The 19,411-nt window shown below is 71.2% G+C and carries 15 protein-coding genes; 9 read left to right on the top strand and 6 right to left on the bottom strand.

The window, feature by feature from the left end; translation table 11 throughout:
- The first annotated feature begins 25 nt into the window (after nt 1-25).
- The 4 genes from IEY93_RS05805 (at nt 26) to ilvC (ending at nt 6,424) form a co-directional block, all read left to right on the top strand.
- Nucleotides 26-2,689, top strand: a complete 2,664-nt coding sequence (locus IEY93_RS05805) for a putative bifunctional diguanylate cyclase/phosphodiesterase (RefSeq protein ID WP_229690895.1) — start codon at nt 26-28, stop codon at nt 2,687-2,689.
- A 319-nt stretch (nt 2,690-3,008) separates the two neighbouring features.
- Entirely contained in the window at nt 3,009-4,805 is a 1,797-nt protein-coding gene (locus tag IEY93_RS05800) for an acetolactate synthase large subunit (protein ID WP_268241535.1), read from the top strand.
- Between the two features lie 52 nt (nt 4,806-4,857).
- On the top strand, nt 4,858-5,382 hold the full coding sequence (gene ilvN, locus IEY93_RS05795) for an acetolactate synthase small subunit (RefSeq protein WP_189161911.1): 525 nt from the start codon (nt 4,858-4,860) through the stop codon (nt 5,380-5,382).
- A 55-nt stretch (nt 5,383-5,437) separates the two neighbouring features.
- Nucleotides 5,438-6,424, top strand: coding sequence for a ketol-acid reductoisomerase (gene ilvC, locus IEY93_RS05790; protein ID WP_189162043.1), 987 nt, complete (start codon nt 5,438-5,440; stop codon nt 6,422-6,424).
- 65 nt (nt 6,425-6,489) lie between these two features.
- On the opposite strand, the gene IEY93_RS05785 is transcribed toward ilvC, so the two are convergent.
- Nucleotides 6,490-7,383, bottom strand: coding sequence for a hypothetical protein (locus tag IEY93_RS05785; protein WP_189161910.1), 894 nt, complete (start codon nt 7,381-7,383; stop codon nt 6,490-6,492).
- 305 nt (nt 7,384-7,688) lie between these two features.
- Entirely contained in the window at nt 7,689-9,071 is a 1,383-nt protein-coding gene (locus IEY93_RS05780; RefSeq protein WP_189161909.1) for a helix-turn-helix domain-containing protein, read from the bottom strand.
- A gap of 266 nt (nt 9,072-9,337) precedes the next feature.
- Between IEY93_RS05780 and IEY93_RS05775 the strand changes: the two genes are divergently transcribed.
- Nucleotides 9,338-9,742 (top strand): ATP-binding protein, encoded by a 405-nt coding sequence (locus tag IEY93_RS05775; RefSeq protein ID WP_189161908.1) that lies wholly within the window; start codon nt 9,338-9,340, stop codon nt 9,740-9,742.
- A 179-nt stretch (nt 9,743-9,921) separates the two neighbouring features.
- Here IEY93_RS05775 and dacB read toward each other — a convergent pair whose 3' ends face one another.
- Together dacB and thrS are read right to left on the bottom strand one after the other, a co-directional pair.
- On the bottom strand, nt 9,922-11,490 hold the full coding sequence (gene dacB / locus IEY93_RS05770; RefSeq protein WP_229690894.1) for a D-alanyl-D-alanine carboxypeptidase/D-alanyl-D-alanine endopeptidase: 1,569 nt from the start codon (nt 11,488-11,490) through the stop codon (nt 9,922-9,924).
- Between the two features lie 79 nt (nt 11,491-11,569).
- Nucleotides 11,570-12,832: a threonine--tRNA ligase gene (gene thrS / locus IEY93_RS05765; RefSeq protein WP_229690893.1), complete on the bottom strand. Its 1,263-nt coding sequence runs from the start codon at nt 12,830-12,832 to the stop codon at nt 11,570-11,572.
- A gap of 563 nt (nt 12,833-13,395) precedes the next feature.
- Here thrS and IEY93_RS05760 point away from each other — a divergent pair.
- A complete protein-coding gene (locus IEY93_RS05760) occupies nt 13,396-13,968 on the top strand; it encodes a fascin domain-containing protein (protein WP_189161907.1) in 573 nt (190 codons plus the stop codon).
- A gap of 242 nt (nt 13,969-14,210) precedes the next feature.
- Here IEY93_RS05760 and IEY93_RS05755 read toward each other — a convergent pair whose 3' ends face one another.
- Nucleotides 14,211-14,753: an FHA domain-containing protein gene (locus tag IEY93_RS05755; RefSeq protein WP_189161906.1), complete on the bottom strand. Its 543-nt coding sequence runs from the start codon at nt 14,751-14,753 to the stop codon at nt 14,211-14,213.
- A gap of 89 nt (nt 14,754-14,842) precedes the next feature.
- Between IEY93_RS05755 and IEY93_RS05750 the strand changes: the two genes are divergently transcribed.
- The 3 genes from IEY93_RS05750 to IEY93_RS05740 are packed head-to-tail and all read left to right on the top strand — an operon-like array spanning nt 14,843 to nt 18,703.
- Nucleotides 14,843-15,379 carry a PadR family transcriptional regulator gene (locus IEY93_RS05750; protein WP_189161905.1) on the top strand — a complete coding sequence of 179 codons (537 nt, stop codon included), beginning with the start codon at nt 14,843-14,845 and terminating at the stop codon, nt 15,377-15,379.
- The gene (locus tag IEY93_RS05745; protein ID WP_189161904.1) at nt 15,369-16,067 is read left to right on the top strand and encodes an ABC transporter ATP-binding protein; all 699 of its coding nucleotides are present in this window, start codon (nt 15,369-15,371) and stop codon (nt 16,065-16,067) included. Before IEY93_RS05750 ends, IEY93_RS05745 begins: the two co-directional genes overlap by 11 nt.
- Entirely contained in the window at nt 16,064-18,703 is a 2,640-nt protein-coding gene (locus IEY93_RS05740) for an ABC transporter permease (RefSeq protein WP_189161903.1), read from the top strand. Before IEY93_RS05745 ends, IEY93_RS05740 begins: the two co-directional genes overlap by 4 nt.
- A gap of 98 nt (nt 18,704-18,801) precedes the next feature.
- Here the strand turns inward: IEY93_RS05740 and IEY93_RS37870 are convergent.
- A partial coding sequence (locus IEY93_RS37870; protein WP_229690892.1) for an MFS transporter occupies nt 18,802-19,411 on the bottom strand: 610 nt, incomplete at its 5' end.

Here is a 19,411-nt window from a genome sequence, read left to right as displayed (position 1 = left end):
GTTGAACGGCCTTCGTGATCCAAGGGTGTCGTTGACCGCCGCCGCCGTGATCGGCGCGGCGGGGCCGGCGGCTGCCCTCCTCGGCGGCGCCCCCGCCGCCGCGGTCACCGCGATCGCCGGGGTGGCGGCCGGTCTCATCGCCGCCGTCTCGCTGCTGATCGCCGCCGTCCGGGCGGTCCCGCACTCCGGGCGCCGTTCCTCGGCCTGGCGCTGGCTGGCCTCCGGATCGCTCGGCTGGCTCGCCGGTGTGGGCATGCGCCCGCTCGCCGAGGGCACCCCGTTCATGCTGACCTTCGCCGACGTGCTGGTGGTCGCCGGCACGGTGCTGCTCGCCATCGGCTGCGGGCGCACCGCGCGCCGCAGGGCGTACGGAAGGTCGCTGCCGCACTACGTCTCCAGCGCCTACATCAGCGCCGCGTCGCTGTTCACGATCTGCTGGGTGGCGCTGCTCGGCCCGCTGTACGCCGGATCCGACGAGCCGAGCACCCTGGCCTCGCCCGTGGTGTGCCTGCTCGCGGCCTGCGCCGTGGCCCCGGCCGCGCTCGCCTCGCGCTCCGCCGGGTGCAGAGTGGGCCGGGCCGCGCTCCTCGTGCTCGCCGCGGCCACGGTGCAGGAGGTCGCCACCGCGATCGCCCGCATCACCGTCGACGGCCCCCCGCCGCTGGTCACCGGCATGCTCACCCCGGTCGCGTTCCTCCTGCTCGCCGCCGCGCCCTGGGTCGTACGCCCCAAAGCCCGCGGCCGACCCGCGCGCGGGCCCTCCTCGCTGATCGTGGAGGGGGCGCCCCTCGCGCTGGCCGCCGTCGCCACCGTGGTTCTGGCGGTGCGCGTGGTCACCGGCGGGCCCGAGCCGTCCGCGGTGGTGCTGCCCGTGGCCGCGGGGTCGATCGTGGTCGTGCTGCTGGCCAAGGTCTTCGTGCTGGCCCTGGAGACCGCGAGCATGCGCGGCGGCCTGGACTCCAGCGAGCGCCGGCTCATCCACCTCGCCGAGAGCGCGGGCGATGTGATCGTGGTCTGCGACCGCGACGGCGAGATCCGCGAGATCGGCGCCGGGGTCGAGGCCCTGTACGGCTACCGGCCGCGCGAGTTGGTCGGCCGCTCCATCCTCGACTACGTGCACTCCGAGGACGCGCCCGCCGTCCAGTCGGCGCTCAAGGCGCTGACCTCTGAGGACGACCTCCCCGGTGAGCGGCAGGGCGCCTGCCGCGTCGCCTGCCGGGTGCGCGCCGCCGACGGCACCTGGCGGCCGGCCGAGTCGGTCGCCACCCGGCACCCCAGCGACGTCGAAGACCTCGTCCTGATCTCCACGCGCGACGTCAGCGACCAGGTGGCGCTGCGCAACCAGGTCGTCCACCTCACCTTCCACGACGGGGTGACCGGGCTGCCGAACCGCGCCTACTTCGAGGAGCGCACCCGCGAGGTGCTCGCCCGGCGGGGGGGCGGGACCACGGCGGTGGTGTTCATCGACCTCGACGGATTCACCGGCGTCAACGACTCGGTGGGCCACGCGGGCGGCGACTACCTGCTCAGCCAGGCGGCCCGGCGGCTGCGCGCCGCCGTGCACGCCGACGACACCCTGGCCCGCTGGGGCGGCGACGAGTTCGCCGTGCTGCTGGAGTCCGGCGGCTCCGGCCAGCCGTCCGGCTCCGGGCCCACCGACGCCCAGTCCGCCATCGACCTCGCCGAACGCCTGGTACGCGAGGTGTCCGCCGAACCGTTCCGCGTGGCCGACCGCGACATCGCGCTCACCGCCAGTGTCGGCGTCGCCTTCGCCGAGGACGGCGTCCCGGCCGGCGACCTCATCCGCAACGCCGACGTGGCGACGACGCGGGCCAAGGAGCTCGGCGGGCGCCGCGTCGAGGTCTTCGCCGCCCACATGCACGCCGACGTCGTACGCCGCCTGGAACTCGCCGCCGACCTCCAGCGGGCGCTGCTGGCCGGCCAGTTCGCCATCGAGTACCAACCGGTGGTCGACCTCGCGACCTCCCGGGTCACCGCCGTCGAGGCCCTGGTGCGGTGGTGGCGGGGCAGCACGCTGGTCCCGCCGCAGCAGTTCCTCGGCGCGGCCGAGGACACCGGGCTGATCGTCCCGCTCGGCGAGTGGATCCTGCGCGAGTCCTGCCGCGAGGTGGCGGCCTGGCGGGCGTCGTCCTGGGACATCGGGCTGTCGCTCAACCTGTCCACCCGCCAGATCACCGCGCCGCGCTTCGTGGAGACGGTCGCGGCGGCCCTGGCCGAGAGCGGGTTGCCGGCGAGTGCCCTGACCCTTGAGGTCATCGAGGAGATGCTCGTCGAGGACGCCGAGGAGATCATCGGCCGGCTGTCGGAGCTGCGCGCCATGGGCGTGCGGCTCGCCATCGACGACTTCGGCACCGGGTACGCCTCCCTGGCGCTGCTGCGCCAGCTTCCGGTCGATTTGATCAAGATCGATCCGTCGTTCGTCTGCGGCCTCGGCCGCGACGAGACCCTGACCCTGCTCACCCGCACGATCGTGCGGCTCGGCCACGACCTCGGCCTCATGGTGGTGGCCGAGGGCATCGAACGCCCCGAACAGCTCGAACTGCTCCGCGAGATGGGCTGCACCCGCGGCCAGGGCTACCTCGTGGCCCGGCCGATGGCCGCCCGCGGCGTCGACTCCCTCATGCGCACCAGCCTCGCCCCGGTGCCTCCGCTGCAGAACACTGCGTAGTTTTACCTTTTCGTGCTCGGCGGCTCGTGATGTCGTTCAGGCAACGGGCCGTGCTCCTGGCGGGAGGGGATGAGCTGTGGTTCTGGTGGGGAGGGTCGGTGCGCTGGGACCGGGCATCCCATATCGTGAGACTTGTGTCCGCAGATTTGACACCTGTGACGTGTCAGGGGCTATCGTTGCGGCATGCGTATCACTGGGGACTCGATTGCCGGGCCGGCTGCCCGGCTTGACGGTGTAGTACTTCGCCGGCGCGCAGGCCGCTGACGAAGTCCCCAGCCCTGCGCGCAGCCCCAGCATCGCCGTTCCGGCGAGGCGGGGCATTTTTTATGGCCACACCCAGCCAGCCACGCAAGGAAACGAGCCGATGACCGAAGAGATGACAGGTGCGCAGGCCCTCGTCAGGGCGCTGGAGCAGGTCGGGGTCGACACGGTGTTCGGGATCCCGGGCGGTGCCATCCTTCCCGCCTACGACCCGCTCTACGACTCCACCAAGGTCAGGCACGTGCTCGTACGGCACGAGCAGGGTGCGGGCCACGCGGCCGAGGGCTACGCCCAGGCGACCGGCAAGGTCGGGGTCTGCATGGCGACGAGCGGGCCGGGCGCGACCAACCTGGTGACGGCGATCGCCGACGCGTACATGGACTCGGTGCCCATCGTCGCGATCACCGGCCAGGTCGCCGCCCCGCTGATCGGCACCGACGCCTTCCAGGAGGCCGACATCTCCGGCATCACCATGCCGATCACCAAGCACAACTTCCTGGTCACCGACGCCGCCGACATTCCGCGCACCATCGCCGAGGCGTTCCACATCGCCGCCACCGGCCGCCCCGGCCCTGTCCTGGTCGACATCGCCAAGGACGCCCTGCAGGCCAAGACCGCCTTCTCCTGGCCGCCCATCATGCGGCTGCCGGGCTACCGTCCGGTGACCCGGCCGCACTCCAAGCAGATCAGGGAGGCCGCGCGCCTCATGGCCGAGGCCAGGCGCCCGGTGCTGTACGTCGGCGGCGGCGTGCACAAGGCGCACGCCTCGGCCGAGCTGCTCCAGCTCGCCGAGCTGACCGGCATCCCGGTGGTCACGACACTGATGGCCAAGGGCACGTTCCCCGACAGCCACGACCTGAACCTCGGCATGCCCGGCATGCACGGCACCGTGGCGGCGGTCGGGGCCCTGCAGCGCAGCGACCTGCTCATCGCGCTGGGCACCCGCTTCGACGACCGGGTGACCGGCCGGCTGGACACCTTCGCCCCGCACGCGAAGATCATCCACGCCGACATCGACCCCGCGGAGATCTCCAAGAACCGCCACGCTGACGTGCCGATCGTGGGCGACTGCCGCGAGGTGCTGAACGACCTGATCAACGCGGTGAAGCACGAGCAGGCCGAGGGCCGCTCGGGCGACTACACCGCCTGGTGGGCGGTGCTGAACGGCTACCGCAAGACCTACCCGCTCGGGTACGACGCGCCGGAGGACGGCTCGCTCGCGCCGCAGTACGTCGTCGAGCGGCTCAGCGCGCTCGTCGGGCCGGACGCCTACTACGTGGCCGGCGTCGGCCAGCACCAGATGTGGGCGGCCCAGTTCATCGGCTACGAGAACCCCGGCACGTTCATCAACTCCGGCGGCGCCGGCACGATGGGCTTCGCGGTGCCGGCGGCGATGGGCGCCAAGATGGGCGCCCCGGACGCCACGGTGTGGGCGATCGACGGCGACGGCTGCTTCCAGATGACCAACCAGGAGCTCGCGACCTGCGCACTGGAAGGTGTGCCGATCAAGGTCGCCGTGATCAACAACGGCAACCTCGGCATGGTCCGGCAGTGGCAGACGCTGTTCTACAACGAGCGGTACTCCAACACCGACCTGCAGTCGCCGCGCCGCATCCCCGACTTCGTGAAGCTGGCCGAGGCGTACGGCTGCGTCGGCCTGCGGTGTGAGCGGCCCGAGGACGTCGATGCGACGATCCGCAAGGCCATGGAGATCAACGACGTGCCGGTGGTCATCGACTTCGTCGTGCACAAGGACGCCATGGTCTGGCCGATGGTCGCCGCCGGGACCAGCAACGACGAGATCAAGTTCGCCCGGGACATGGCTCCCGTGTGGGACAACGAGGAGGAGTCATGAGCCGTCGCCGCCTCGCCCGCGGACGGTCCACCGGTTCGGCAGGAGAAAACGCATGACCCGCCACACGCTGTCGGTTCTCGTCGAGAACAAGCCCGGCGTCCTCGCCCGGGTCGCCGCCCTGTTCAGCAGGCGCGGCTTCAACATCGACTCGCTGGCGGTCGGGCCCACCGAGCACGATGACGTCTCCCGGATGACCATCGTCGTCAACGTCGCCGAGCTTCCACTCGAGCAGGTCACCAAGCAGCTCAACAAGCTGGTCAACGTGATCAAGATCGTGGAGCTCGACCCCGCGCAGTCCGTGCAGCGGGAGCTCACGCTCATCAAGGTCCGCGCCGACACCGAGACGCGGTCCAATGTGCTGGAGCTCGTGCAGCTCTTCCGCGCCCGCTGCGTGGACGTCGCCACCGACGCGGTGACCATCGAGGTCACCGGCACGCCGGACAAGCTGGACGCCTTCATCAAGGTGCTCGAGCCGTTCGGTATCAAGGAACTCGTCCAGTCAGGCATGGTGGCCATCGGCCGCGGTGCCCGTTCCATCACCGACCGCTCGCTCAGGGCCCTGGACCGCAGCGCGTGAGCCCTGCGGACGCGAGCCGTACGAGAACACCACGAAAGGCAAGCTAGTGACTGAGATTTTCTACGACGACGCCGCCGACCTGTCGGTCATCCAGGGCCGGCACGTGGCGGTGCTGGGCTACGGCAGCCAGGGCCACGCCCACGCGCTGTCGCTGCGCGACTCCGGCGTGGACGTCCGGGTCGGTCTGCCCGAGGGTTCCAAGAGCCGTGAGAAGGCCGAGAACGACGGCCTGCGCGTCGTCACCCCGGGCGAGGCGGCCGAAGAGGCCGACCTGATCATGATCCTTGCGCCCGACCACATCCAGCGCCACCTGTACGCCGAGCACGTCGCGCCGAACCTCGTCGAGGGCGACGCGCTGTTCTTCGGTCACGGCCTGAACATCCGCTACGGCCTGATCGAGGCGCCCGAGGGCGTCGACGTCGCGATGGTGGCGCCCAAGGGCCCGGGTCACCTGGTCCGCCGCCAGTTCACCGCCGGCCGCGGCGTGCCGGTGCTGGTCGCCGTCGAGAAGGACGCCACCGGCAACGCCTGGCCGCTCACGCTGTCGTACGCCAAGGGCATCGGCGGCACCCGCGCGGGCGCGCTCAAGACGACCTTCACCGAGGAGACCGAGACCGACCTGTTCGGCGAGCAGGCCGTGCTGTGCGGCGGCATCTCCGAGCTGATCAAGACGGGCTTCGAGACGCTGGTCGAGGCGGGCTACCAGCCCGAGGTCGCCTACTTCGAGTGCCTGCACGAGATGAAGCTCATCGTCGACCTCATGTACGAGGGCGGCCTGTCCAAGATGTACTGGTCGGTGTCCGACACCGCCGAGTACGGCGGCTACACCCGCGGCCCGCGCGTCATCACCTCCGAGACCAAGAAGGAGATGCAGCGCATCCTGGGCGAGGTGCAGTCCGGCGAGTTCGCCCGCGAGCTGGTCGAGGAGTTCGACGGCGGCCAGGGCAACTTCCGCAAGTACCGCGAGGAGCTGGCCCAGCACCCGATCGAGCAGACCGGCGCCAAGCTCCGCCCGATGATGAGCTGGCTCAAGGAGAAGTAACCCGCACCACAATCGATCGCCCGAGCCGACCTCCGGCTCGGGCGATCATTTCGTTCCGCCCGCCATCAGGCGAACAGCTCGTCGGTGGAGTTGATGGTGGCGGCGCGTCGTCCCCACTCTTCGATCTGTGCCGGATCGGAGCATTCCAGGATCTTGGCTCGCGTGTCGTCGGACAGCTCGATCCCCCGCGCGTCCAGCACAAGGAGCAACATCTTGGCCTCCCCCCGGGCTTCGCCCCTCGCCTCGCCCTCGGCGAGGCCGTCGGCCTTGCCACGCCCGTAGTAGCCGCGGGCGAAGTCGCTCTTGTACTCGCGTGTACCGGTTTTCATGATCTCCTCCAGAACATCCCGGGCCGCTTCCGGAAGGATGGCCAGCACTTCGTCAATATAACCCTGCGCCTGCTCGGACTCGATGTTCTCGAGCCCTTCCAGCATCGCCGTGAAGATCTTCTCGCGGTCAGTGCCGTCACCATGGGCCATCGCCGACAGGACCGCGAGTTCCGGGTTGGTCCGTGCCTGCTGCGGATCGATGATCGTGGGGATCTCGTCGGGGCCCAGCACCAGCGGCTTGAACACCAGTCCGGGGTGGCCGAGGGCGATGGGCCGGGCGCACCACTGGGCGGTCTCCCGCTGAGGGCTGATGACTAGAAGCACGACCGGGCAGCGCTGGCGGGCGCGGAGGGTCGCCAGGTACGCGGGCCAACTCCACAGTTTGTTGTGGTCTTGGTGGCGTTGCACCTCGACGATGACGGCCATGGCGATCTTGGTGTCGCTGAGCAGGCTGACCACGGTGTCGGCGCGGTACTCGGTGGGGTGGTGCTCGGTCAGGTCCGCCGACTCCACGCGGGCCTCGGCGAAGACGGGGACGGCGTCGGGCTGGACGCATCCGAGCAGGTCAGCGGCCAGGGACGGACGCTCTCGTATGAGCTCGATCCATATCTGGTGTTCTCTCGTAGGCACAACGTGAACACTATACGTGTTCACTTGACTACGCTTTGGAATCACGAAAGCGATCTCTTGACTTGCGACCAACGTTTCGGCAGGTGACCCGACTTGGCCGGATCTGGTGTGTGACGCGCACTTCGCTGGCACCCGGTCCGCTGCCCCTCGCCCGCCCCATTGACCGCGCCCCCCGGCGCCGATGGCCACTCACCTTGTCGCAGCCGGCTTCGTGTACGAGGTTTGATCAAGGCGGGGAGGCGCTCTCGGGAACGGCGGGCGCGACTACGTCGCCGGGGCGATCCGCTCTCGCGGGACGCGTGTCCCTATACCCCAGGAGTGCGCTGGCCGGGGGTTTTGGTCTCCGCCAGCAGGGCTTCGTGGAAGGTTCTGGTGTCGGGGGTGCCGGGCCCGCGGTGGAGGAGTTCGGCGTTCAGGACGTCGAGTTCGCGGCGGATGCGGGCGGAGCCGGTCTGGCGGGCGATGGTGAGTGCTTCCCGGCCGAGGTGCGCGGCGCGAGCCAGGTCGGGGTGTGGCGACTGGGCCACGGCCACGGCGAGCTTGGCGGTGAGATGGCCGCGATCCCGGTTGAAGCTCGCCGGCAGTCTGTCGATCTTGGATTCGAGAATCGCGGCGGCGGTGTCGGCGCGCCCGGTCACGCGATGACAGAAGGCGCTCTGCTCATCAAGGGTGTCAAGGTCGTAGTGGTGCAGGTACACGGGAGCGTCCGGCTCGGTGACCTGCGGGTGGTCGCGAAGCGTCTCGGCCGCTTCGTCCAGGAGCCGATAGCACTCGTCGTGCTCGCCGAGCATGGCGAGTCCACGGGCCTGCTGCTGGGCGGCGAGCGCGGTCAGCTTCGGGTCCAGACCGGCGGGGTCACGGCGTGCGGCCGAAGCGAGCTGGACGACGGCGGCGTGATCATCAGTGAGGCCGGTGATGTTGCTCTGCCGGATGAGCATGTACGCGGCCATCTGGCGGTCGCCGGCGCATTGGGCCCACTCCGCGGCTCTCCGGGACCAATGGAGGGCGGTGTTCAGTTCACCGAGGTCTTGGTACAGCCATCCCGCCATTTCGGCGTACTGCGACAGCACCTGCATCAGTGGCTCGATCTGCCTGGCACGGGCGCCTTTTCGCAGGTCGTCCAGGACGCCGATCTGGGCGAGCACCGGCTGCAGGAGCCCGGCCGGGCCGAGCATCTTGTCGGCGGTGTAATGCTCGGCGAGTACCCGCCGGAAGTAACCGATGATCTCGTCGTCCAGCCTGGCCGGGCGCTCCAGGGCCTGTGTCAGACGCTGTGTCTGAGCGGGGTCGACGGTGCCGGGCAAGATCGAGGCGATCGTGCCACCGGCGAGCATATGACCGAACCGGCGTCGCGAGATGCTCACGGTCACCTTCTTTCCGTCGGCTGTCAGCACCTCCAGCATGACGGGCTCATCGTCATCGTCGCCAGGGACCATCGGCGGCGCGACGGGGCGCAGATCGGCGGCCTGACGCAGCGCTACCAGCAACCCGCCTGCGTCGAGGGCGGCGTCCAGAGCTCGGACCTGCTCGATGGGCACCAGAATGTCGCCCTGCTCTGCCCGGGAGATCCGCGAGTGGTCGTACAGGGACTTCCTGCCGAGCTCTCGTTGGGACAGTCCTGCCTGGGTGCGCAGGTGCCGAAGCGCCAGCCCGAACATGAGCGCCGTACCGGTCGTGGGCTCATGCATCGCTGTCAGCTCCTCGCGCTGTTGCTGGACTGTTGCGGCAACACCGGGTCTCTGGTGGGCGTGATCCCCGAGAGGTCACCATTCGTATGCGCCGATTGAGCGGAGCGTAGTTCTCGCCGGTCAGGGGTGCACCAGGCTGGCCGCATCCAGCCACACCACATCAGTGACGACTGCTGACGAGTCGTCGGCGTCCTGAGACATCAGCGCGCAGTGCCGTGCCGCGCGTACCGGCCCACCTGTACCCGTAACCACCCCGAGGAGTCGCCATGCCGGAGACGATGGACGGTCCACGCGTCGTCTGCTGGGAGTTGCCGCCCGACCCGGCGATCGTCGCCAAGGCTCGTGCCATGGTCGGTGAGACGCTGCTCTCCTGGGATCTTCCGGACCTGCTGGACGACGTCGTCCTGGCGGTCGCCGAACTGCTCGCCAACGCGATCACGCACGGGCGGCCTCCCGTCCGGCTCTCGATGGAGGCCGCCGGGGGAGAACTGCGCGTCCAGGTCACCGACCACGGTGCCGAGTGGCCTCGCCGGCTCGACCTGGGCGTCGAGGCCGTTCACGGCCGCGGCCTCGCCATCGTGCAGGCCCTCGCCCAGCGGATGGGCGTCCTCCCGCTCGCCGATGGTCCCGGCAAGACCGTGTGGGCCGGTTGGCTCCTGCCGCCGCGATGACGGCTTTGGCTGAAGTTCCACCAGGCGCTTCGCGCACCATCCGCATGATGGCCTGCTCCGTACGGACGGTGGGGAAGGTTTCGGGCCCGACCGATGGAGGCCGGGCCCGAGGTCGGGCATTCACGCGGAGCGGCGGGTTGGGCCGGTTGGGGGTCCGCATCGCCGCCGCGCGTGGTCGGTCAGCAGGGGGTGGGCTTGAGCCAGGAGCATTCGAGGCCGGTGTCCTCGGTGCCGGCCGGGACGGCGGTCCTGAGCTGAGCGGCGGCGTCCACGGGAGTGTCGCGTTTGAACTGCGCGAGGCGTACGGCGATGGCGTCCTCGACGGCGGGCTTGGGGTTGCCGGTCAGGTAGTTGTTGGTCAGGATCGAGAACACCAGCGGCTCGCCGTCGGCGCTGGTCACATAGCCGGACAGGCCCGAGACGCTGGTCAGCGAGCCGGTCTTGGCGTGCACGTTGCCCGCCGCCGGGGTGCCCGCCATGCGGCTGCGCAGCGTGCCGCCGGTGAACCGGTCGGCGTTCCCGGCGATCGGCAGGGCGTCGTACCAGGTGGTGAACCACGGCTTGGCGCGCAGGGCGATGAGATAGGACGTCAGCTCGCCGGGGGTGACCCCGTCGAGCCGGGACAGGCCCGAGCCGTCGCGCAGCCGCACGTTCGTGATCCCGTTGGCCTTGGCGAACGCCGTGGTCACCGCGAGCCCGGCGCTCCAGGTGCCCTTGCCGGAGACCTTGCGGCCCATGGCCTTGGTGAGGATCTCGGCGTGCATGTTGTTGCTGAGCTTCAGGAACGGCACCAGCAACTGGGAGAGCGGCATCGAGGCGCGCTCGGCCACGCTCTTGGCCCCCGTGGGGGTCGCGCCGCGCGTGGTGGCGCCGAGGACGCGTACGCCGTGATCGGCCAGGGCCTTGCGGAACAGCGAGGCGGCGTACCCGGTCGGGTCGTCGACGGCCACCCACTCGTCGTAGCGCGCGGCCACCGTACCGGTGATCACGACGGTGTTGGTGCCGTGGGCGCGTTCGACCAGGACGTCGGTGGTGGCGCCGGTCGTGGCCCGGTTCTCGATCTTGACGTGGTTCGTGGGCGGTGTGGTGGTCACCGTGGCGGGGGCGCCGGCCGCGCCGCCGGGCGAGACCGACACGATCACCGAGCCGGCGTCGTAGTCGGTGTCCGGGGACGCGGTGAGCGCCGAGATCTGGCCCGCGTAGTAGTACGGTTCGTCGTCCCACGCCCAGTCGGTGCCGAGCCGTACGTCGTCGAACCAGGTGTCGTCGGCGACCAGCTCGCCGGTGACCAGCTTGACCCCGGAGGCGGCGACCTTGGCCGCGAGCGCGTCGAAGTCGGCGGCCAGCAGTGTCGGGTCGCCGGTGCCCTTCAGGTACAGATCGCCCTTCAGGGACGAGCCTGCGCGGCGGCCGGAGGCGAGCACGCTGGTGGTGAAGCGGTAGTCCAGGCCCAGTGTGTCCACGGCGGCGGCCGAGGTGAGCAGCTTGGTGTTGGACGCCGGCAGGAAGACCCTGCCGGCGTCCTGCGCGTAGAGCTGCTCGCCGGTGGCGGCGCTCTTGACCACGACTCCGGCGCGGGCGACCGAGAGGTTCGCGGCGCTGAGGATCTGGTCGATGTCCTGGACGAGGTCGGCCACGCCCGGCGCGGGCTCGGCCGCGCCGGCCGTCCCGCCGCCGGTCGCCTGGGTCAGCGTCGCCGCGAGGGCCGCTGCCGCCAGCAGGGTGGTGAGTTTTCTGCGTCTGTGCACGTGGTGCCTCCAGGGGGCTGAGCCTGAGGGGATCATGAACAACGCGAGCCAGGCCGACAATACGGAAACCTGCGTATGTTCACCCGCGGCTTGCCGGACTTGGGTCGCCTTCCGGGGCGTCCTCGTGCCACAGTCCGGTGCCGCGGGCGTCCACCCGGGCCCGGATGCGGGTGACCGCCTCGGCGGCGGGCAGGGCGGGCAGGCGGCGGCCGTCCCGCAGGCGCAGGGCGACCTGACCGGCCGCGGCCTCCCGGGCGCCGATCACCGCCTGGTAGGGCACCAGGCGGGCCGCGCGCACCCGGGCCCCGAGGCTGCCGTCCTCCGGCGCGGCGACCTCGGCGCGCAGCCCGTGCTCGGCGCAGCGTCTCACCAGGTCCTCCGCCTGTGGCAGCTCGTCGCCGGACACCGGCAGCACCGCCACCTGGGTGGGGGCGAGCCAGGCGGGGAAGGCCCCGCCGTGCCGCTCGATGAGGTGCGCGACGGCCCGCTCGACGCTGCCGATGATGCTGCGGTGCACCATGACCGGACGGTGCCGCCCGCCGTCCGCGCCGATGTAGTGCAGGTCGAACCGCTCAGGCTGGTGGAAGTCGACCTGGACGGTGGACAGGGTTGACTCGCGCCCGGCCGGGTCGGCGATCTGTACGTCGATCTTCGGCCCGTAGAACGCCGCCTCGCCCTCGGCGGCCTCGTACTCCACGCCGGCGGCGTCCAGCACCTCGGTCAGCAGGGCGGTGGCCCGTTCCCACAGCTCCGGAGCGGCGACGTACTTGCCGCCCGGACCGGGCAGCGACAGCCGGTAGTGGGCCGGCACGATGCCGAGGTCCCGGTACGCCTGCCGGATCATCGCCAGCGCCCCGCCCGCCTCCTCGGCGACCTGCTCCAGGGTGCAGAAGATGTGCGCGTCGTTGAGCTGGATCGCCCGCACCCGGGTGAGCCCGCCGAGCACGCCGGACGGCTCGGAGCGGTACATGCCGCCCACCTCGGCCATGCGCAGCGGCAGTTCGCGGTAGCTGTGCGATCGGGACCGGTAGATGATCGCGTGGTGCGGGCACAGGCTGGGCCGCAGGACGACCTGCTCGCCGCCGAGGTCCATCGGCGGGAACATGTCGTCGCTGTAGTGCGACCAGTGCCCGGAGATCTCGTACAGCTCCCGTTTGCCGAGCACGGGGGAGTACACGTGCTGGTAGCCGGCCCGGCGTTCGGCGGTGCGGATGTACTCCTCCAGGGTGTGCCGGATGGTCGCGCCGTCGGGCAGCCAGTACGGCAGCCCGGCGCCGATCAGCGGGTCGGTGCCGAACAGGCCGAGCTCACGCCCGAGCCTGCGGTGGTCGTGCATCTGCATGGTGGTCTCCTCGTGGGTGCCGAGGCGGGTGACCACACGGCGAAGCCCCGGGGCACTCGCCCCGGGGCTTCGGACTCGAAGTCAGCTGTCAGCGCGCCGGGACACTCCTCGGCGTCGTCGTCGAACCAGCGCGCTTCATGGCCGTCACGGTAGCAGACGCCCACGCGGCCGGGCATCCCCGTGATCGCGGCGGGGTCGAGGCGGTGGCAGGTAGATGACCCGCCAGGTGATCGACGGCGGAACGTCCGCGGAAGTGGCCGGACGTTGGGCCACTGAATGGGAACGGAATTCCATTCCCGGCCATCAACTGGTAAGTGGAATATTTGTGAATTTCTACTTCATTGGCTTCTGTGGCGCTGATCACACGCTATATGTGCAGAATTACGCATACCGCTCGCTATGGTGCTTTCTATCGTCTGCACTGGCAGAGGCGGGGGCGCGCCCAGTCGGCTCCTCAGTGATGACCGCTGGTGACTCATGCGCGGTGCCAGGTCAACACGGACGGCTGCCGGCATGGCCGAGCAGCCGGCGGATCATATGGAAAGACCGGAGAAAGCAGAAGAATGAAGCTCAGAAATGTCATCGCCGCACTCGGCGTGGTGTCGGCGGCGGGGGTCGTCATGGTGACCTCGGTGCCCGCGGCGACCGCCGGCACCGCCGCCGTGCAGCAGAAGCGCACGATTCCCGACTGGGAGATCGGTGACACCTGCTCCGACGTCACGATCAAGTCGAAGGCCAACAACAAGTACGTCGCCGCCGAGCTGGACTACGACGGCTATGTCAAGGGCCAGCTTCGTGCGCGGTCGGGCAGTGGCGCGGGAAGCTGGGAGAAGTTCAGCCTCTGTCCCATGGACGGCTACCAGACGCTCTATTCGTACGCCGCCAAGGCTTACGTGAGTGTCGAGAAGGACTACACGGGCGCCGACACCGGCATGCTGCGGGCACGCGCCACCAAGGTCGCCGCGTACGAGCGGTTCCAGATCGTGCACAACGAGGCCGGGGGTTACGACACCATCAAGTCCCTGGTCAACGGGAAGTACGTGAGCGCTGAGCTGGCCTACACGCAGGGCGGCTACGCCATGCTGCGGGCCCGGAACGCCGGCGTCGGCGACTGGGAGAAGTTCATCATCAACTGACACCTGCCGAAGGCGCTGCTGGGCACGTGCCGCTGCTCAGAAGGCCGACACAAGCGCGATCGGTCTGCGGGCACCCGCGGGCCGATCGCTTTCGTGGTCCGGGGAACGGACGGGCGAGTCTCTGGAGGCTCGCCCGTTTTTCGTGTCAGCCGTTTCCTTTGGGTCGTGATCGGCCGGCGCGGCCTTGGGCCTCGGTGTCCGAGCGGTGCCGGCGGTGCGGCGCGGTGTGGGAAGGGCGAAGGTCAGGCCACCGGAGCGGTGAGGACGAAGGCGCACTCACCGAACGAGATCTCGTCGCCCTCGCGTACCCGGGCCGGGCCGACCAGGCGCCAGCCGTTCAGCCGGGTGCCGTTGAGCGAACCGAGGTCCACCAGGAGCCAGGAGTCGCTCTCGTGGCGCAGCTCGGCGTGCACCCGGGAGACCGTGAGGTCGGTCAGCACCAGGTCGCACTCGGAGCCGCGGCCGACGACGTACCGGGTGCGGTTGTCCACCGGCAGTGCGAGGCGGGGCAGGCGCGGACGGCGCCAGGCGGTCTCGATGCGCGTGGTCAGGTCGGACACCGAGGCGACGGCCTCGGTGAGCCTGCGCCGCCACTTCCCGGGCGGGGGCAGGTCGGAGACCAGGTCGGTCAGCTCGACGCGGCTGCGCGCCTGCAGCGCGCGATCGACCCGCCCGAGGAAGGTGTCGTGCGAGATCTGACCTTCGGCGGCGTGATCGCGGAGCTCGTTGATGGCGCGATCACGGTCTCCGTCGGAGGCGCGCACAGGCGGGTGCGACGAGCTCATGTGCTGAGTATCGGGCGGGCAACGGCAAGGTGTCCAGAATATGCGGGATCTGTTGCCCTGAGCATACCGAGTATGCATACTCAGTATCCATGTCCATCAGGCACGGCATCCTGGCCCTGTTGACCCAGGGGCCGCGGTACGGCTACCAACTGCGCACCGAGTTCGAGGCGTCGACCGGGGCGACCTGGCCGCTCAACATCGGCCAGGTCTACACGACGCTCTCGCGGATGGAACGCGACGGGCTGGTGGCACCTGGCGAACAGGACGAGCAGGGGCGCGTCGTGTACGCCATCACCGACAAGGGCCGGTCGGAGCTGGAGCGATGGTTCGGCACCCCCGTCGCCCAGGCCGACCGGCCGCGGGACGAGCTGGTGATCAAGCTCGCCATGGCGGTCACCTCGCCGTCGGCCGACGTCCGCCAGGTCGTCCGCGCCCAGCGCACCGCCACCATGCGCGCCCTGCAGGAGCTGACCCGCGCCAAGCGGGCGGAGGCCGGGGCGGCGCAGCGGCTGGTGCTCGACTCCATGATCTTCCAGGCCGAGGCGGAACAGCGCTGGCTCGACCACTGCGAAGTGGTCCTGGCCGCCGCGCCCGCCACTACTCAGGAGACCACCGATGACGACTGACCGCGTCGTCCGCCTCACCGGCGTGACGCGCATCCACGGCAAGGGGCCGGGCGCCGTCCACGCCCTCAAAGACGTGAGCCTCGACCTCGCCGCCGGAGAACTGGTCGCGGTGATGGGCCCGTCCGGCTCGGGGAAGTCCACCCTGCTCAACCTCGCGGGTGGCCTGGACCGGCCCACGGCGGGCGTCGTCACCGTCGAGAACGTCCACCTCGGCTCGCTGCCCGCCCGCGAGCTGGCCCGGCTGCGGCGGCGGCACGTCGGGTACGTCTTCCAGGACCTCAACCTGATCCCCTCGCTGACCGCCGCCGAGAACGTCATGCTGCCCCGCGAGCTGGACGGCGTCCGCACCCGGCAGGCGCGGCGCGAGGCCGAGGCGGTGCTCGGCGAGGTGGGCGTCGCGCAGGTCGCCGACCGCTTCCCCGACGAGATCTCCGGCGGGCAGCGGCAGCGGGTGGCCATCGCCCGCGCGCTGGTGGGGGAGCGGCGGCTGCTGCTCGCCGACGAGCCGACCGGCGCGCTGGACACCGCGACCGGCGAGGACATCCTGGCCCTGCTGCGCGCCCGCTGCGACGCCGGCGCCGCCGTCCTGCTGGTCACGCACGAGCCGCGGCTGGCCGCCTGGGCCGACCGGGTCGTGTTCCTGCGGGACGGCGCCATCACCGACACCACCGTGGCGGTGACCTCATGAGCGGGCCCGAGAACGACCCGGACGCCGCGCCGGGGGGCGGCCGGCGGGCGGGACGCGGGCGAGGGAGCGCGTTACGGGCGGCCCTGCGGCTGTCGCGGCGCGACGCCCGGCGGTACAAGGGCAGGAGCGCCCTGGTCCTCGTCATGATCGGGCTGCCGGTACTGGTGGTCACGGCGATGGCCGTCCTCATCGCGACCTTCGACGTGACCCCACAGGAGCGGCTGGACCGCGACCTCGGCACGTCGGACGCGCGGATCATCGACAGCGGGCAGGGACGGCCGGTACAGCAGGGCGCCGACGGCGGCCTCTGGTCGGTCGAGGATCCGAAGTCGACGCAGGAGGCACGGCCGGTCACGACGGACCGGCTGGTCGCGCTGCTGCCGCCGGGCAGCAAGGTCGTGCCGGTCGGGTCCGGGCGGTTCTACGCCGGCCGGGCTGTCGACCCGACCCCGGTGAGGGAAATCGACCTGCGGGACCCGCTGACCCGGGGCCTGTATCCGCTCCGGCAGGGGCGGTTCCCCGCGAGCCCGGACGAGGTCGCGGTGTCCTCCTGGCTCGCCCGGCACGGCGCACCGCTCGGGTCGCGTATCCGGCTGTCCGGTTCGGGCACCGACCATCGGATCGTCGGCGTCGTGGACCACCCCGACCGCCTCGACCTGGACGTGGTGGTCGCGTTCCCCGGGCCCGACGCGGGCGCGCGGGCGAGCGAGTGGCTGGTGGACACCCCAGGGCCGGTGCTGTGGAAGGACGTCCGGCGGTTGAACGCCGAGGGCCTGCTGGTGACCTCCCGCGCCGTGCTGACCGGACAGGATCCCGCGACTCCACCGGTGATCCGGACGGCCGGTGGCATGAGGGCCAAGGACGTCGCCGTCGGCGGACTGGTCGTGACGATGGTGGTGCTGGAGGTCGTCCTGCTGGCCGGGCCCGCGTTCGCGGTGGGCATCCGGCGGCGCCGCCGTGAGCTGGCGCTGGTCGCCGCCCAAGGCGGCTCCGCCCGCCACCTGCGGTCCATCGTGCTCGCCGACGGGTTCGTGCTCGGCGGCCTCGCCACGGCGCTCGGGGTGGCCATCGGGCTCGCCGCCGCGCGGGCCGCCGTCCCGATCGTGGAGAGCGTGAACGGCTCCGTCGCCGGGCCGTACGAGGTGCCGATCGGCTACGTCGCCGCGGTCGTCGCGCTCGGGCTGGTCAGCGCGGTGACGGCCGCGGTGGTGCCCGCCCGGCGGGCCGCCCGCGCCGACGTCGTCGCGGCGCTGGCCGGACGGCCGGCACCGGTCCGCGTCCGGAACGGCCTGCCACTGGCCGGCATCGTTCTGGTCGCCGTCGGCTTCGTGATGACCCTCGGCTGGAGGGTGGACCGCCGTATCCTCACCGAGTTCGGCGACCTCAGCCTCGCGGCCGGAGCGTTCTGCACGATGGTGGGGATCGTCCTGCTCACCCCGTGGCTGGTGCGGGCCGCGGGCCGGCTCGCGGCCCGCCTGCCGCTGCCGTTCCGGCTGGCCGCGCGGGACGCGGTGCGCAACCGGGGACGTACCGCCCCCGCGGTCGCCGCGGTGGCCGCCGCGACGGCGGGCGTGGTGGCGATCATGATCGGTGCGGCCAGCGCGGAGGCACGCTGGGCGCACGATTACCATCCCCAAGAGGTGCACGGCGCGCTGGCGGTCGACATCGGCGAGCCGGCGGGCGAGCGCGCCGCACGCGTGCGCACGGCGTTGCAGGACGCACTACCGGGGGTGCCGCTGGCCGAGGTGTACCGGCCGGTGAACGGCGAGGACCTCTGGGGTGTGCAGCTCGCCGACTGCGAGACGGAGGAGGAGTGCGGGAGCCCGGTCTATTCCGGCAACGCGTTCCGCATCGGCGGGCCTGACCTGGCGCGCTATCTCGCCGGCCGTGACGACCCCGAGGCGGCGGCGGCCCTGGCGGCGGGCAAGGTCGTGGTGTTCCGGCCCGGCGCGGTGCGTGCGGGCGTGGTACGGCTGCGCTTGTACGGCGGTAAGCCCCGGAAGGTCAGCGTGCCGGCCGTCGAGGTGCGCACGGCTCGCGCCGCCGTCACGAATGTCCTGTTGCCGGTACGGACCGCGACGGAACTCGGCCTCCGGCCGCAGCTTGCGGGGTTCGTCATCGACCCCGGGCTGCACCGGGTGACGCCGGCCGAGGAAGACAAGGTCGCGGGCCTGGCGGAGGTATGGCGATCCGGCGTCCGTGTCTACGTCGAGCAAGGTCCGCAGAACCCGCTGGGGGTCGCGTTCCTGATCCTGGCAGGGGCGGCCGTCGTGCTCGTGCTGGGTGGGACGTTCGCCGCCACCGGGCTCGCCGTCGCCGACGCCCGGCCTGACATGGCCACGCTCGGCGCGGTCGGCGCGCCGCCCGGCATGCGGCGGCTGGTGACGCTCGGGCAGGCGTGGTTCATCGCCGTGACCGGGATGGCGGCCGGCACGGTCGCGGGCCTGTCGCTCGGCGTGGCGGCCATGTGGTCGGCGGCCATCGAGCTGCAAAGCCGGACGTCCGTCCCCTACAGCCCGATCGTCATTCCCTGGGGCTCCATGGCCGCGCTGGTGGTCGGGTTGCCACTGCTGGCGGGTCTGGTCGCGGCGGCGTTCACCCGGGCCCGGGTCACCCTGCCCCGCCGGATGACCTGACCTCGCCGGTCGCCGGACGACGCGGCGGTCATGCCGGAGCGGACGGGAAGAGGACACCCCCGCGAGGGTGGTCCCGGCGCGAGGTGGGCCGGGGGAAGTCACGGGGCGGCGGTGGCGTCCGGGGCGGTGGAGTCGGTGGCCTGGGCCTCGGCGAGGTGGTCGGCGGTCAGCTCGTACTTGAGGGTCATCAGGATGCCGAGGCCGGTGATCACCGCCGGGATGATCGCCATGACGATGATGATCGCGGTGTGGGCGCTGCCCGGCTGGGTCACCGGGTGCTCGGGGTCGGAGGAGACGAACCCTCCGGCCGCGAGCACCGCGCCGACCACCAGGGCGCCGAGGGCGGCCACCGCGCTCTCCACGGCGGTCCACAACCCGGTGAACACCCCGCCCCTGCGCCTGCCGCTCAGCGCCGCGTCATGCGCGATCACGTCGGCCAGCATGGAGAACTGCAGCAGTTGCAGCCCGGCGTACCCGACGCCGATGAACAGCGTGACGACGTGCGCGTACAGCTCACCGAAGGCGGGAGTGAGCACCATGGAGAGGCCGCCGGCCATGAACACCGCGCCGGCCAGGATCATCGCGCCGCGCTTGTCCATCTTGCGGGCGAGCCACACCCACAGCGGCATGGTGATGAGCATGGGGCCCACCAGGGCCGCGAAGAGCGTGCTGGTGGCCGCGACGTCCTCGACGATGTAGGAGGCGTAG

This window comes from Sphaerisporangium melleum, assembly GCF_014646695.1.
Classification (GTDB): domain Bacteria; phylum Actinomycetota; class Actinomycetes; order Streptosporangiales; family Streptosporangiaceae; genus Sphaerisporangium; species Sphaerisporangium melleum.
The sequence above is the reverse complement of the archived record's forward strand: the minus strand, read 5'-3'. Positions and strand labels throughout refer to the sequence as shown.

Bases quoted from the DNA above. Each gene is read 5' to 3' on its own strand.
- ilvN (WP_189161911.1), top strand. From the start codon at position 4,858: ATGACCCGCCACACGCTGTCGGTTCTCGTCGAGAACAAGCCCGGCGTC.
- IEY93_RS05780 (WP_189161909.1), bottom strand. From the start codon at position 9,071: ATGCATGAGCCCACGACCGGTACGGCGCTCATGTTCGGGCTGGCGCTT.
- IEY93_RS05775 (WP_189161908.1), top strand. From the start codon at position 9,338: ATGCCGGAGACGATGGACGGTCCACGCGTCGTCTGCTGGGAGTTGCCG.
- thrS (WP_229690893.1), bottom strand. From the start codon at position 12,832: ATGCAGATGCACGACCACCGCAGGCTCGGGCGTGAGCTCGGCCTGTTC.
- IEY93_RS05760 (WP_189161907.1), top strand. From the start codon at position 13,396: ATGAAGCTCAGAAATGTCATCGCCGCACTCGGCGTGGTGTCGGCGGCG.
- IEY93_RS05755 (WP_189161906.1), bottom strand. From the start codon at position 14,753: ATGAGCTCGTCGCACCCGCCTGTGCGCGCCTCCGACGGAGACCGTGAT.
- IEY93_RS05750 (WP_189161905.1), top strand. From the start codon at position 14,843: ATGTCCATCAGGCACGGCATCCTGGCCCTGTTGACCCAGGGGCCGCGG.
- IEY93_RS05745 (WP_189161904.1), top strand. From the start codon at position 15,369: ATGACGACTGACCGCGTCGTCCGCCTCACCGGCGTGACGCGCATCCAC.
- IEY93_RS05740 (WP_189161903.1), top strand. From the start codon at position 16,064: ATGAGCGGGCCCGAGAACGACCCGGACGCCGCGCCGGGGGGCGGCCGG.